Below are 14,059 nucleotides of genomic sequence, written 5' to 3' on the forward strand. Positions count from 1 at the left end.
CTGAGTATTGAAGATGACCGACACCCCGCATTTCCCGCTCTCCGCCGTGGTCGGTGCCGATGACCTGAAACTCGCTCTGTGCCTCACCGCCATCGACCCGAAAATCGGTGGCGTGCTGATTGAAGGCCCGCGTGGCATGGCCAAGTCGACCCTGGCCCGTGGCCTCGCCGACCTGCTGGCAAGCGGTCAGTTTGTCACGCTGCCGCTGGGCGCCACTGAAGAGCGTCTGATCGGCACCCTCGATCTCGACGCCGCGCTGAGTGAAGGGCGTGCGCAGTTTTCCCCCGGCGTGCTGGCCAAGGCCGACGGCGGTGTGCTGTACGTCGACGAAGTGAACCTGCTGCCCGATCATCTGGTGGATCTGCTGCTCGATGTGGCGGCCAGCGGCACCAACCTGATTGAGCGCGACGGTATTTCTCATCGGCATTCGGCGCGATTCGTGTTGATCGGCACGATGAACCCGGAAGAGGGCGAACTGCGTCCGCAACTGCTTGACCGTTTCGGCCTGAACGTCGCCCTCAGCGGTCACACCGCGCCGGCTGAACGCGGGCAGATCATCCGCCGCCGACTGGATTTTGACAGCGAACCGCAGGCGTTCTGCGCGCTGTGGGAAACACAGCAGCAAGCCCTGCGTGAGCGTTGCGAGCGGGCGCGTAATGCCTTGCCGAGCATTCCACTGGACGACGAGACCTTGGCACTGATCACGGAGCGTTGCTTTGCCGCCGACGTCGATGGCTTGCGTGCCGATCTGGTCTGGCTGCGCGCTGCCCGGGCCCATGCGGCGTGGCGCGGCGCCGAAGCGATTGCCGAGCAAGACATCGACGCCGTGGCGGAATTCGCCCTGCGTCATCGCCGTCGTGAATCGTCTTCGTCCAGCCCTCGGCCACCCGCGCAGAACTCGGCCAATACCCAGGCCGAACCGAGCGAAGGGCAGGGGCAGTGGGGTGATATGCCCGCTCCGGCGCTGGCTACTGGCGCACGCCGCGAAGTGCCGAGCTGGCCAAAAAAGTAACTGGCATTCGTCCCCGATCCGACGCGGGGGCGAATGCCAGACCCCGCGCCGGACGACTCGACCACGGACGCCAGGGCCAGCGCCACGCCGCGCGCAGCGGCTCAGTGAACTGGCCGGGTACGCTGCTCAACGGTCGACCTCGAACACGGGAAGATTTGCAGTTCCAACTGCGCACGCGCTCCGCCCATGAGCTGTGGCTGGTAATTGTCGACGCGTCGGCCTCGACTCGTCGTCATCAGGCGCTGAGCGATGCCAAAGGCTTGCTCGCGCAATTGTTCGATGACGCCTATCGACAGCGCGCCCGTCTGGCATTACTGACTGCCAGCGGCAGCGCGCCGAAATGGCAGGTGCAGGGCTTGAAGGCGTCGAGCGGGTTGCGCTCTTGGCTGGAGGCGCTGGGGGCGAGCGGCGGCACGCCGTTGCTGGCGGCGTTGGCGCAGGCGCAGCAGTGGCTGGTGCAGCGACAAAAGCGCTTTCCCGTCGAGCAGCAGCGATTGCTGGTGGTCACGGACGGGCGCTTGAAAGCCTTGCCAGCGTTGCCGCCGTTGGGGTGTCCGGGGTTGTTGATCGACATCGAGCGTGGGCCGATCCGCCTGGCTCGAGCGCAGCAAATTGCGGCGGCGCTGAATGCGCAGTATCGGCATATCGATGATCTGTGATGCCTGAAAGGGCCTCTTCGCGAGCAGGCTCGCTCCCACAAGGTTGGTGAACAGCGCTTCCCCTGTGGGAGCGAGCCTGCTCGCGAAAAGGTTCACTCGGTTGCAGATCTGCCGACCACAATTCGCAGCGCTGCTCTATGCTCCACTCCAGCCCAATCACAAGGAGTGAATCATGCGGGTACTGGTTGCCAACCCTCAGGACGATTTTCGCGTCAAAGCCTACGCCGGCACCAACGGCGTGTTGCTCGCCATGGATCTGGCCGAACCCCGACGCAAAGGCCTGCTCGGTTTCGCCATCGAGAAGCAGCAGGGCGACAAGCCCTGGCTCTTTCTGTTCAACAGCCTGACATTTCCCGGCAAGACTCACACCTTCCCCCAATATCACGCCACGCCCAGCGATAAGGCACCGCTGCAGAAATTCCGCTGGGCCGATTACGCGGTCAATCCGGGCACGACGATGCACTATCGCGTGCACCTGGCCTATGGCACGGCGGACGCGCCGCAGCTGGGCGAAACGCTGGAGCTGAGCATCACTTCCGATGACGGCCACCCGGCCAACCAGAGCGTGATCTTCAACCGCGCCGTGGCCGCCAGCCAGGCCTTTCAGCGCAAGTTTCCCGACCTCGACGCACAGATCAGCGCCAACAAGAACCTGCCCATCGAAGCCTGGCCCGACGCGGCGCGCCTGTGGCTGGAGAACGGCCTGCTGGAGCGTTTGCTGGGGTACATCGAGCGTGCGGTGGACGCTCAGTGGGCGCTGGATATCGCGATCTACGAGTATCAGTTGCAGGCGATCATCGATGCGGTGAACGCCGCGTTCGCCCGAGGAGTGCAAGTGCGCGTGCTGTATCACGCCCAACCGGGAGACCCCGATACGACCCTGAACGAAACCAACCTGGCGAAATTGCCAGCGGCGAACAAGCGCGGCCGGGTCACCCACGAGATCTTCCATGACAAGTTCATTGTCCTCAGCCGTGTCGATGGCGCCGGGCAGCGTCAGCCGCAAGCGGTGCTGTGCGGCAGCACCAATTTCACCGCCAATGGCGTGTATCGTCAGGCCAACGTGGTGCATACCCTCGACGACGTGACGATTGCCACGCGTTATCTGCAAACGTTCGAAGAGGTCTGGGCGAACCCCGCGGACGTCGGCGCCACGCGCACCTGGATTACTGAACACAATCCGATGGACCCCACGCAACCGCTGTTCGCCGGGTTCTCGCCACGCAGCGGCGGGGCCGATCTGCGCGAGTTCGTCGAGATCATCGAGGCGGCCAAAAAGGATGTGCTGTTCGTCACGGCGTTCAGCTTGCCGGACGCGATTCTCAACGCGCTGCTCGGCAAGCCCCATGACGATATCCTGCGCTACGGCCTGCAAAACACCGCCAGCAGCATCACGGGTTTTCACGCCGACCGTACGGCCGAATTCGCCGCCACGGCTTTGCTCAACACCGGGCTGGAAGGCTGGTTGAAGGAAAACATGAAAGGCCAGAAGGGCAACCTGCTGGTGCACACCAAAGCCGTGATTACCGACTTCACCACAGACGCGCCGACCATCATCAGCGGCAGCCACAACCTCAGCACCTCGGCCAGCAATGGCAATGACGAGAACTTCCTGATCATTCGTGGCGACACTGATCTGGCCGACCGCTATGGTCTGGAATTGCTGCGGTTCTACGAGCATTACCGCTTTCGCTATTTCGCGAAAAAACTGGAGCTGAAGCAGGTGAGTCCGCTGGCGGTGGATGACAGCTGGACCAACGACTACTACGTCGAGGGGGATTTGCGGCAGTTGTCGCGGTTGCGTTTTGCCGGGCGTTGATGTTGTGCGTTTGATGGCCTCTTCGCGAGCAAACCCGCCCCACATTGGATCTTCAGCGAACCTAGAACCCGTGTCCGACGAATAATCCCTGTGGGGCGGGCTTGCTCGCGAAAGAGCCATCAGGAAACGCACATTTTTTGTGTTCTTACAGATTTTGAAATGATTTGCCGCTGTAGAAAATGTGCCTTGAGCCTGTACGCTCCAAGGCCATTTTTCATTCAGGATTTGCATGAACACCCTCTCGGAGCCTCCCAGTCGTACTTTCTCCTCGCGCCATGGCGCGGTCTTGACGCACTCGCAGCATCCGGTTTTCCGACTCCCGACTATCGTTGACAACGCGGCATCAGAGCCTTCGCGTTGCACTTTGCCGTGCCCGGCAGCCTGAATTCACTGAAGAGAGATCAAGACATTTTATGGAATGGTTAGCGGATCCCACGGCCTGGTTAGGCTTGTTGACTCTGATCGTGCTGGAACTGGTGCTGGGTATCGACAACCTGGTGTTCATCGCAATCCTGGCGGACAAACTGCCGCCGCATCAGCGCGATCGCGCGCGGATCATCGGCCTGTCGCTGGCGCTGATCATGCGTCTGGGCCTGTTGGCGAGTATTTCCTGGCTGGTCACCCTCACGCAGCCGTTGTTCGAGGTATTCGACAAGAGCTTCTCCGGCCGTGACCTGATCATGCTGTTCGGTGGTGTGTTCCTGCTGTTCAAGGCGACGATGGAGCTGCACGAACGACTCGAAGGCCACGTCGGCCAGCGCTCGAGCAACGCCGCTTACGCGCTGTTCTGGCCAATCGTGGCGCAGATCGTGGTGCTCGACGCGGTGTTCTCGCTGGACGCGGTAATCACCGCCGTCGGCATGGTGGATGAACTGGCGGTGATGATGATCGCGGTGATCATTTCCATCGGCCTGATGATCGTGGCCAGCAAGCCGTTGACCCGCTTCGTCAACGCGCACCCGACGGTGATCATGCTGTGTCTGGGCTTCCTGATGATGATCGGTTTTGCCCTGACGGCCGAAGGCCTGGGCTTCCACATCCCGAAAGGCTATCTGTACGCGGCGATTGGTTTCTCGATCCTGATCGAGGTGTTCAACCAGATTGCCCGGGCCCGGCGCAAACGTTCGATGCAAGGCCTGCGCCCCATACGTGAGCGTACGGCCCATGCGGTGATGCGTCTGCTGGGCGGGCGCAAGCTGGAAGTGGAGGAGGTCGGCGAGGAAATCTCCGACCTGCTGGATGACGGCGAAGCACCGAGTGCGGAGCTGTTCGACCGCCGCGAGCGGGTGATGATCAGTGGCGTGCTGCAACTGGCCGAGCGTCCGATTCGGAACTTGATGACCGTGCGCGCCGACGTCGACACCATCGATCTGGCCGACGACGCCGAGACGATTCGCACGAAATTGATGCATTCGTCGTATTCACGTCTGCCGCTGATTCGCAACGGCGCGGTGGATGAGCCCTTGGGCTTCGTGCACAAAAAGGAACTGCTCAAGGAATACCTGGCCGGTGCCGAGCCGAACCTGGAGCACTTGGCGCGCAAGACCATCAACCTGCTCGACAGCTATTCGATCCTCAATGCGCTGGAGCAGATGCGTGCGGCGTCGACCCACATCGCCTTCGTGGTCAACGAGTTCGGTGACTTCGTTGGCGTGTTGACCATGACCGATATCCTCGAATCGATTGCCGGCGAATTGCCCGATGCCAGCGAAATCGAAGGTCCGGATGTGATCGAAGAGCAGGGCGGGTTCATCGTCAACGGTGCGTTGAACCTGACTCGTGTTCGCCAGCGCACCGGGTTCGGCGCCGAACCGACCGAGGACTATCAGACCTTGGCCGGACTGGTGATGAGCCTGCTGGATCGCTTGCCGATGAAGGGCGACCGGCTGCAGTACGAAGGCTGGCAAATGACCGTCAAAGCCGTTGAGGAACGACGGGTGACGCGGGTGTTGCTGGTGCGCGATTCTGCGTAAGGCAGCAGCCTTGCGCTGACGGTGCCGACCCCTTCGCGGGCAAGCCCGCTCCCACAGTGCACGCGTCGTACACGAAATGTGTGAACAACGTTGACCCCCTGTGGGAGCGGGCTTGCCCGCGAAAGCGATGCGTCAGACGCCGTAACGATTACGGGAAATGCACTGCCTCAAATCCCCCGCCGATGCGCACGCGTGATTGTGCAGAGCCTGCTCAATGTGCGGCGCAACCACGGCAGGTCATGTCGTGGTTTTTGCTGCACCACCGGTGCCTTGGTCCTGCCAATATGCCGGGCAAAGTCCGCCGCCAGTGTTTCCTCTGTGCTGATGCCCTTGAGCTTCTTCAGCAACTTGCCGTTCTTGTAGAACAGCACGGTAGGCGTTCCGGTAACCAGCGGATGGCGCGGCGACTCGCTGGTGTTAAGCATGTAGATGTTGGCGCGATGACGGTACGGCTCGGCCACCCCACGAAACACCGGCCCGGCCCATTCGCAGGCAGGACAGTGTTCATTGGCGAAGTACAGGATCACCGGACGCCAGGTTTTCAGGGCTTTGCGGTAGACAGGCGACAAAGCGGAGAGGGGTACATTCAGGCTCACGATTAGCTCCTTTTCTCGCTTCATCGACGACGCGATCAAGAGATTGAAAAAGCGAGTCATCATTGGCGATGACCCTCTCATCAACTTGAAACGTTGTGTCAGCTCAATTTGGAAAGCGTTACATCACCGAAATACGAGCCAGGCTTGCCGTTTTCTCCATCGTTGGCTTCCAGTTTGACTACGAACTTGATAGTCGCGTTATTGGCCTTAAACTTCTTGGAAAGAACTTCCCAGCTTTGCCCGCCCCCGACATCAAGGGAAACTGGCTCACCCGTCGGGTGAGCCTGCACCGTGATACGACCCGCTGCCCCCGGGTTGGTCTTCATCCGCGCGGATAACATGAATGTCCCACCATCACCGTTTGGCGTGGGCACCTCCTGACTGATAAATGCAGGAGAAGCAATAACGCAATCGCCGTTTTCATAATGAACTTTGTCCGCCTCGGACGCGCTCCAATGAGCACCTTGCTGGGAAAAGTCACCGTTTTTAATCAAATTGGCCATTTCACTCATCCTTGTTCGGTTATTGATGTTTCTGCTGAGCAGAGACTTCAGTAGGCCTCCGGGATCCGTTGGAAACAACTGTCAACTCTGACAGGTAGAGGTTGAAATCCGACAAACGGCAATACGAAAAAAGAGACCTTGCGAAAGCTCTCCGTGCATCGAATACGCACATCGCTGCACTTGAATGTGACGTTACTACTCACACGATCGCTGAATTGTCCAAAAGCGGCGCCTCTGCGTGCCAGATGTCTCGTTAGCTAACCAGCTGAATAACTTGAAGTTCCACATACGGGCGATTTCGTCCCCGAGCTGTGGCACACTTTCTGCTGTCTATTCCGTAGTAACAAACCGTGTTCCGGTATAGCGGAATAAACATCATCCTGGAGTGCTTGCCATGCATCGCCGTCCCTCGTTGTTCAAAGCGTGTGTTTTTGTTCTTGCGGCTTCGTCCGCTGCCATGGGCATGGCCCAGGCAGCCGACAGCAAGCTCGACAGTGTTCTGGCCCGTGGCAAGCTGATTGTGGGCACCGGCAGCACCAATGCGCCGTGGCACTTTCAGGGCGCGGACGGCAAGTTGCAGGGCTTTGATATCGACATCGCCAGGATGGTGGCCAAGGGATTGTTCAATGACCCGAACAAAGTCGAGTTCGTGGTGCAGTCGTCCGATGCGCGGATTCCCAATCTGCTGACCGACAAGGTCGACATGAGCTGCCAGTTCATCACCGTCACCGCCAGCCGTGCGCAGCAAGTGGCGTTCACCTTGCCGTACTACCGCGAAGGTGTCGGCCTGCTGCTGCCGGCCAACAGCAAGTACAAGGAAATCGAAGACCTGCAGGCTGCTGGCGACAGCGTCACCGTGGCCGTGCTGCAGAATGTCTACGCCGAAGAACTGGTGCATCAGGCGCTGCCCAAGGCCAAGGTCGATCAGTACGACAGCGTCGACCTGATGTATCAGGCGGTGAACTCCGGCCGCGCCGATACCGCTGCCACTGATCAGTCGTCGGTCAAGTACCTGATGGTGCAGAACCCTGGCCGCTATCGCAGCCCGACCTACGCCTGGAGCCCGCAGACCTATGCCTGCGCAGTCAAACGCGGCGATCAGGACTGGCTGAACTTCGTCAATACCACCCTGCATGAGGCGATGACCGGCGTCGAGTTCCCGACCTACGCCGCATCGTTCAAGCAATGGTTCGGTGTCGATCTGCCGTCGCCGGCGATCGGTTTCCCTGTCGAATTCAAATGATCCCGTGAGAGTGGGGCGACTCGAATCGCCCCGCTCAAGGTACTGCTGACCATGAACTATCAGTTGAACTTTGCCGCCGTATGGCGCGATTTCGACACCTTGCTGGCGGGGCTCGGTCTGGGCCTCGAACTGGCGCTGGTGTCGATCGCCATCGGCTGCGTGATCGGCCTGCTGATGGCGTTTGCCTTGCTGTCGAAGCATCGCGCCTTGCGGGTGCTGGCCTCGGTGTACGTCACGGTGGTGCGTAACACGCCGATTCTGGTGTTGATTCTGTTGATCTACTTTGCCTTGCCAAGCCTGGGCATCCGCCTGGACAAGATCCCGTCGTTCATCATCACGCTGTCGCTGTATGCCGGGGCCTATCTGACCGAAGTGTTCCGTGGTGGCTTGCTGAGCATCCCCAAGGGCCAGCGTGAAGCCGGGCTGGCGATCGGCCTCGGTGAATGGCAGGTCAAGGCCTACGTCACGGTGCCGGTGATGTTGCGCAACGTGTTGCCGGCGTTGTCGAACAACTTCATTTCGCTGTTCAAGGACACCTCGTTGGCCGCTGCGATCGCGGTGCCGGAGCTGACCTATTACGCGCGCAAGATCAACGTCGAGAGCTACCGGGTGATTGAAACCTGGCTGGTGACCACGGCGTTGTATGTCGCGGCCTGTTACCTCATTGCCATGCTGCTGCGGTACCTCGAGCAGCGTCTGGCGATCCGCCGATAGGAGGCTGCGATGTACCAATCCCCCAGTTGGTTGCATGAGTTGTGGGTGGCACGCGAGACGTTGCTGCAAGGGTTTCTGACCAGTGTGCAGGTGTCGGCGCTGGCGATTCTGTTTGGCACGCTGCTGGGTGTCGTCACCGGTCTGGTGCTGACTTACGGCAAGTTCTGGATGCGCGCGCCGTTCCGCTTTTACGTCGATCTGATTCGCGGCACGCCAGTGTTTGTGCTGGTGCTGGCCTGCTTCTATATGGCGCCGGCGCTGGGCTGGCAGATCAGCGCGTTTCAGGCCGGTGCGTTGGGCCTGACGCTGTTCTGCGGCTCGCACGTTGCCGAGATTGTGCGCGGCGCCTTGCAGGCACTGCCGCGCGGGCAGATGGAGGCGAGCAAGGCGATCGGCCTGACGTTCTATCAGTCCCTCGGTTACGTGCTGCTGCCCCAGGCGTTGCGGCAGATCCTGCCGACCTGGGTCAACTCGTCCACCGAAATCGTCAAGGCCTCGACCTTGCTCTCGGTGATCGGCGTGGCCGAACTGCTGCTCAGCACGCAGCAGATCATCGCCCGGACCTTCATGACCCTGGAGTTCTACCTGTTCGCCGGTTTTCTGTTTTTTGTCATCAACTACGGCATCGAATTACTCGGCCGGCACATTGAAAAGCGGGTGGCCCTGCCATGACTCAAGCTCAAGTTTCCAACGTTGCAAACGGCCAGCCACTGCTGGACATCCGTGGCCTGCACAAACAGTACGGCGCGGTCGAAGTGCTCAAGGGCGTCGACCTGAGCATGCAGCGCGGCAACGTCGTCACGTTGATCGGTTCCAGTGGTTCGGGCAAGACCACGCTGCTGCGCTGCGTGAACATGCTCGAAGAGTTCCAGGGCGGGCAGATCCTGCTCGACGGCGAGCCCATCGGTTATGACGAGGTCGGCGGCAAACGCGTGCGCCACGCGGAAAAAGTCATCGCCCGCCATCGCGCCATGACCGGCATGGCCTTCCAGCAATTCAATCTGTTTCCGCACCTGACGGCGTTGCAGAACGTCACCCTGGGCCTGCTCAAGGTGAAGAAGATGCATAAGGACGAAGCCGTGGTGCTGGCCGAAAAATGGCTGGAGCGGGTCGGCCTGCTGGAACGGCGCAATCACTTTCCCGGTCAGTTGTCCGGTGGTCAGCAACAGCGCGTGGCGATTGCCCGGGCGATTGCGATGAACCCGAGCCTGATGCTCTTCGATGAGGTCACCTCGGCGCTGGACCCGGAGCTGGTCGGCGAAGTGCTCAACGTGATCAAGGGGCTGGCCGAAGACGGCATGACCATGCTGTTGGTGACCCACGAGATGCGATTCGCCTTCGAGGTCTCGGACAAGATTGTTTTCATGAATCAGGGGCGGATCGAAGAGCAGGGGCCTCCCAAGGAGCTGTTCGAACGCCCGCAATCACCGCGCCTGGCTGAGTTTCTCAAGAGCACGCGGTTTTAATCTTTGCTTTTGTCATCAGGAGAAGTACCCATGAGCATTACGCGTTACGGCACTGGCAGCACCGCCGCCGGCGGCCAGCCACGTCCATTCGCCCGCGCCGTTGAAGCGGATGGCTGGCTGCACGTGTCCGGCCAGGTGCCGGCAGTGGATGGCGAGATTATCGTTGGTGGCATCGTCGAACAGACCCACCAGACCATGAAGAACCTGATCGCGATTCTCGAAGAAGCCGGTTATGGCCTGGAGGATGTGGTGCGTGCCGGTGTATGGCTGGACGATCCGCGGGATTTCAGCAGTTTCAACAAGGTTTTCGGCGAATACTTCAAACCTGAGCACGCCCCGGCACGGGCCTGTGTGCAGGCGAGCATGATGGTCGACTGCAAGGTCGAGATCGACTGTATCGCGTACAAGAAAAAGGCTTGAACTGCACTCGATCGTTCCCACGCTCTGCGTGGGAATGCCTCTCGGAACGCTCCGCGTTCCAAGGGACGCAGAGCGTCCCGGGCTGCATTCCCACGCGGAGCATGGGAACGATCATTAGCGGTAAACTCCCGGCGACTTTGAATGGGAACCACTGAAATGACCGAAGACACCATCAAGCGCCGGGCCCGTGGTCTGGACCGGGCGTTCGATATCCTCGATTTCCTCAAGGAAATCGGCCAGCCGCTGCGTCCGAACGACATTGCCAATGGCATCGGCGGACCGAAATCCACGGTCTACGAGCTGGTTGCATCGTTGCTCGAACGGCGGATTCTGGAGCCGGTGGGCAAGGACGGTCACGTCTATCTCGGTCGCCAGTTGTATTTCCTCGGGCAGGCGCATCTGCGCCATTTCGACCTCAGTCGCGAGGCCGATCACGCCTTGCAGGAAATCGTCAGCCAGACCCGGGAGACCGCGCAGATGTGCCTGCTCAACGGGCGCAAGTACACGGTGGCGTTGATGAAGGAAGGCGAGCGGCATTTTCGTATTTCTTCCGATATTGGCGAGAACGCGCCGATCCCGTGGACCGCGTCCGGGCGCTTGCTGCTGGCGCACCTGAGTGATCAGCAGATCATCGACCTGATCGACGAAGACGACTACATCCTGCCCGACGGCGAACGCCTGCCGCTGGAACGCTTTCTGGCGGAGATCCGTCAGGCTGGCATCGACGGTTTCTTCTCCTTCGACAGCGTTGCCGACACCTTCACCCATTGCTTCGCCGCCCCGGTCAAAGACCCCAGCGGCATCGCCATTTGCACCCTGTGCATCGTCGCCCCACGGGCCGATGCGAAGAACAATTACAACGACTATCGCCGGGTTCTGATCGAGAGCGCCAACAGCCTCGCCCGGCGTATCAACGAATAACCGCGGCTGCCTGCCGGCCGCGACAGTGAGGAGTTCGACCATGACGACTGCGATCAATTCTGCTGTGGAAAAGGGCGATGCCGCCATCGGTGCGCATCTGGCGCGTGACGTCAGCCTTCCGGCGCTGGTGCTGCACCGTGAGGCGCTGGAGCACAACATTCGCTGGATGCAGAAGTTCGTCAGTGACAGCGGGGCAGAACTTGCGCCCCACGGCAAGACCAGCATGACCCCAGCCCTGTTCCAGCGTCAGCTCGACGCCGGTGCGTGGGGCATCACTCTGGCCAGCGCGACGCAGACCCGCGCAGCCTATGCCCACGGCGTACGGCGGGTGCTGATGGCCAACCAACTGGTCGGCACGCCGAACATGGCGCTGATTGCCGATCTGCTGGCAGACCCTGCATTCGACTTCCACTGCATGGTCGATCACCCGGACAACGTCGCCGATCTCGGCACCTACTTCGCCTCGCGCGGGGTCAAGCTGAACGTGATGATCGAGTACGGCGTGGTCGGCGGCCGCTGCGGTTGCCGCAGCGAGCAGGAAGTTATCGAACTGGCCAGGGCGATCAATGCGCAACCGGCACTGGCCCTGACCGGCATCGAAGGTTACGAAGGGGTGATCCACGGCGATCACGCGGTCAGCGGCATTCGCGAATTTGCCGGGTCGCTGGTGCGCCTGGCGGTGCAACTGCAGGACAGCGGCGCGTTTGCCATTGCCAAGCCGATCATCACCGCCTCGGGTTCGGCGTGGTACGACCTGATCGCCGAGTCGTTCGAAGCGCAGAATGCGGGCGGACGTTTCCTCAGCGTGCTGCGTCCGGGCAGTTATGTGGCCCACGACCATGGCATCTACAAGGAAGCGCAGTGCTGCGTGCTCGATCGTCGCAGCGATCTGCATGAAGGCCTGCGCCCGGCGCTGGAAGTCTGGGCCCATGTGCAATCGATGCCAGAGCCGGGCTTTGCGGTGATCGCCCTCGGCAAACGCGATGTGGCATTCGACGCCGGACTGCCGGTGCCGTTGCTGCGCTACAAGGCCGGTGTGGTGCCAGCGGTGGGCGATGACGTTGGCGCGTGCAAGGTCACGGCGGTGATGGACCAGCACGCGTTCATGACCGTGGCGCCGGGGGTTGAGCTGCGGGTGGGCGACATTATTTCCTTCGGCACTTCGCATCCGTGCCTGACGTTCGACAAGTGGCGGGTAGGGTTGCTGGTGGATGAGCAATTGGCGGTGGTCGAGAGCATGGAAACTTGCTTCTAAGGTCCGACACCGAGGTGCGGCCAATCGCGAGCAGGCTCATTCCTACAGTTGGAATGCGCTCCCCTGTAGGAGTGAGCCTGCTCGCGATGGGGCCGCATCAAACACTATCGAATCAGCAGAGACCCACCCGATGACCACCCTCAGCCCCCTGGGTCCGAACATCCCGCGCATCGCCCTGATCGGCGAGTGCATGATCGAACTCCAGCACCGTGCCGACGGCAGCCTGCAGCAAAGCTTCGGCGGCGACACCTTGAACACGGCGGTGTACCTGTCCCGCGCGCTCGGCGATAAGGCGCAGGTCGACTACGTCACTGCGCTGGGCGATGACAGTTTCAGCGACGCCATGTGCCAGAGTTGGGTCGAGGAAGGCATTGGCCTGGAACTCGTGCAGCGTCTGTCCGGTCGTTTGCCCGGCCTGTACTGCATCCAGACCGACGCCAACGGCGAGCGCCGTTTCCTCTACTGGCGCAATGAAGCCGCCGTGCGCGATTGCTTCACCACCCCGGCGGCGGAGCCGATTCTGGCAGCGCTGGCGGATTACGACGTGTTGTATTTCAGCGGTATCACCCTCGCGGTGCTGGGCGCCAAGGGCCGCGAGCGCTTGATCCAGACCCTGATCGAAGCCCGGCAGCGCGATGCGCGGATCGTCTTTGACAACAACTATCGACCGCGTTTGTGGGCGTCACAGGAAGACGCGCGAGCGGCGTATCGCAGCGTGTTGCCGCATGTCGATCTGGCCTTGCTGACGGTGGACGACGAGCAGGCGCTGTTCCATTTTGCCGACTGTGCGGCGGTGTTTGAGGCCTACGCAGAGATCGGTACGCCGGAGGTGGTGCTCAAGCGCGGCGCCGAGGCGTGTCTGATTCGCTGCGATGGCGAGGCGTTCGAGGTGCCGGCGCAGAAGGTCGACAAGGTTGTGGACACCACGGCGGCGGGGGATTCGTTCAGTGCGGCGTACCTGGCGAGCCGCTTGCTGGGGGGCAGTCCGGTCGAGGCGGCCGAGGCGGGGCATTGGCTGGCGAGTCGGGTGATTCAGGTGCCTGGGGCGTTGATCCCCAAGTAAGCGGCGAATGGCCGTTTGCTGCGCAATCGGTTCGCGAGCAAGCCCGCTCCCACAATGACGCATCCCAAACTGTGGGAGCGAGCCTGCTCGCGAAGAGGCCCTAAGGCCAAACACTCAATCGCGGAAAAACACCTGCACCAGGTGATAGCCGAACTTGCTCTTGATCGGCCCATGCACCGTGCGCAACGGTTTCTTGAAGATCACCGCATCAATCGCGCCGACCATCTGCCCCGGCCGCACTTCACCCAGATCGCCGCCGCGCTTGCCGGACGGGCAGGTCGAATATTTCTTCGCCAGCACATCGAACGCTTCGCCCTTGGCGATGCGTTGTTTGAGTTGTTCGGCCTCTTCGGCGGTTTTCACCAGAATGTGGCGGGCTTGGGCTTTCATCGTGCGATACCTGTAACGGGGTGAC

At 61.1% G+C, this 14,059-nt stretch carries 15 protein-coding genes; 12 read left to right on the forward strand and 3 right to left on the reverse strand.

Features of this window, described 5'->3' with window-relative positions; genetic code table 11:
* Nucleotides 1–13 precede the first annotated feature (13 nt).
* From PseAD21_RS08810 to PseAD21_RS08825, 4 genes are all read left to right on the forward strand, one after another.
* Entirely contained in the window at nucleotides 14–1,012 is a 999-nt protein-coding gene (locus PseAD21_RS08810) for an ATP-binding protein (protein WP_102355351.1), read from the forward strand.
* Complete coding sequence (locus PseAD21_RS08815) at nucleotides 997–1,671, forward strand: VWA domain-containing protein (RefSeq protein ID WP_178082112.1); 675 nt, start codon at nucleotides 997–999, stop codon at nucleotides 1,669–1,671. Before PseAD21_RS08810 ends, PseAD21_RS08815 begins: the two co-directional genes overlap by 16 nt.
* A gap of 172 nt (nucleotides 1,672–1,843) precedes the next feature.
* On the forward strand, nucleotides 1,844–3,490 hold the full coding sequence (locus PseAD21_RS08820) for a phospholipase D-like domain-containing protein (protein ID WP_102355353.1): 1,647 nt from the start codon (nucleotides 1,844–1,846) through the stop codon (nucleotides 3,488–3,490).
* Between the two features lie 413 nt (nucleotides 3,491–3,903).
* Complete coding sequence (locus tag PseAD21_RS08825) at nucleotides 3,904–5,463, forward strand: TerC family protein (RefSeq protein ID WP_102355354.1); 1,560 nt, start codon at nucleotides 3,904–3,906, stop codon at nucleotides 5,461–5,463.
* 167 nt (nucleotides 5,464–5,630) lie between these two features.
* Here PseAD21_RS08825 and PseAD21_RS08830 read toward each other — a convergent pair whose 3' ends face one another.
* Nucleotides 5,631–6,083 (reverse strand): thioredoxin family protein, encoded by a 453-nt coding sequence (locus PseAD21_RS08830; RefSeq protein WP_178082113.1) that lies wholly within the window; start codon nucleotides 6,081–6,083, stop codon nucleotides 5,631–5,633.
* A gap of 74 nt (nucleotides 6,084–6,157) precedes the next feature.
* On the reverse strand, nucleotides 6,158–6,562 hold the full coding sequence (locus PseAD21_RS08835) for a hypothetical protein (RefSeq protein ID WP_102355356.1): 405 nt from the start codon (nucleotides 6,560–6,562) through the stop codon (nucleotides 6,158–6,160).
* A gap of 394 nt (nucleotides 6,563–6,956) precedes the next feature.
* On the opposite strand from PseAD21_RS08835, the gene PseAD21_RS08840 reads away from it, so the two are divergent.
* The 8 genes from PseAD21_RS08840 to PseAD21_RS08875 all read left to right on the forward strand — a co-directional run bounded on the left by PseAD21_RS08840 (nucleotide 6,957) and on the right by PseAD21_RS08875 (nucleotide 13,644).
* On the forward strand, nucleotides 6,957–7,805 hold the full coding sequence (locus tag PseAD21_RS08840) for a transporter substrate-binding domain-containing protein (protein WP_102355357.1): 849 nt from the start codon (nucleotides 6,957–6,959) through the stop codon (nucleotides 7,803–7,805).
* 51 nt (nucleotides 7,806–7,856) lie between these two features.
* A complete protein-coding gene (locus PseAD21_RS08845) occupies nucleotides 7,857–8,519 on the forward strand; it encodes an amino acid ABC transporter permease (protein ID WP_003225455.1) in 663 nt (220 codons plus the stop codon).
* Nucleotides 8,520–8,528: 9 nt separating this feature from the next.
* Nucleotides 8,529–9,191, forward strand: a complete 663-nt coding sequence (locus PseAD21_RS08850) for an amino acid ABC transporter permease (RefSeq protein WP_025112526.1) — start codon at nucleotides 8,529–8,531, stop codon at nucleotides 9,189–9,191.
* The gene (locus PseAD21_RS08855) at nucleotides 9,188–9,985 is read left to right on the forward strand and encodes an amino acid ABC transporter ATP-binding protein (RefSeq protein ID WP_102355358.1); all 798 of its coding nucleotides are present in this window, start codon (nucleotides 9,188–9,190) and stop codon (nucleotides 9,983–9,985) included. The genes PseAD21_RS08850 and PseAD21_RS08855 overlap by 4 nt, the downstream gene beginning before the upstream one ends.
* 30 nt (nucleotides 9,986–10,015) lie before the next feature.
* Entirely contained in the window at nucleotides 10,016–10,405 is a 390-nt protein-coding gene (locus PseAD21_RS08860) for a RidA family protein (RefSeq protein WP_007912330.1), read from the forward strand.
* 156 nt (nucleotides 10,406–10,561) lie between these two features.
* Nucleotides 10,562–11,326: an IclR family transcriptional regulator gene (locus tag PseAD21_RS08865; RefSeq protein ID WP_102355359.1), complete on the forward strand. Its 765-nt coding sequence runs from the start codon at nucleotides 10,562–10,564 to the stop codon at nucleotides 11,324–11,326.
* A 40-nt stretch (nucleotides 11,327–11,366) separates the two neighbouring features.
* On the forward strand, nucleotides 11,367–12,581 hold the full coding sequence (locus tag PseAD21_RS08870) for an amino acid deaminase (RefSeq protein WP_102355360.1): 1,215 nt from the start codon (nucleotides 11,367–11,369) through the stop codon (nucleotides 12,579–12,581).
* A gap of 130 nt (nucleotides 12,582–12,711) precedes the next feature.
* Complete coding sequence (locus PseAD21_RS08875) at nucleotides 12,712–13,644, forward strand: sugar kinase (protein ID WP_102355361.1); 933 nt, start codon at nucleotides 12,712–12,714, stop codon at nucleotides 13,642–13,644.
* A 114-nt stretch (nucleotides 13,645–13,758) separates the two neighbouring features.
* On the opposite strand, the gene PseAD21_RS08880 is transcribed toward PseAD21_RS08875, so the two are convergent.
* Nucleotides 13,759–14,034: a peptidylprolyl isomerase gene (locus PseAD21_RS08880; RefSeq protein ID WP_003225447.1), complete on the reverse strand. Its 276-nt coding sequence runs from the start codon at nucleotides 14,032–14,034 to the stop codon at nucleotides 13,759–13,761.
* Between the last annotated feature and the right edge of the window lie 25 nt (nucleotides 14,035–14,059).

This window comes from Pseudomonas sp. AD21 (assembly GCF_002878485.1).
In the GTDB taxonomy this organism is placed as follows: Bacteria; Pseudomonadota; Gammaproteobacteria; order Pseudomonadales; family Pseudomonadaceae; genus Aquipseudomonas.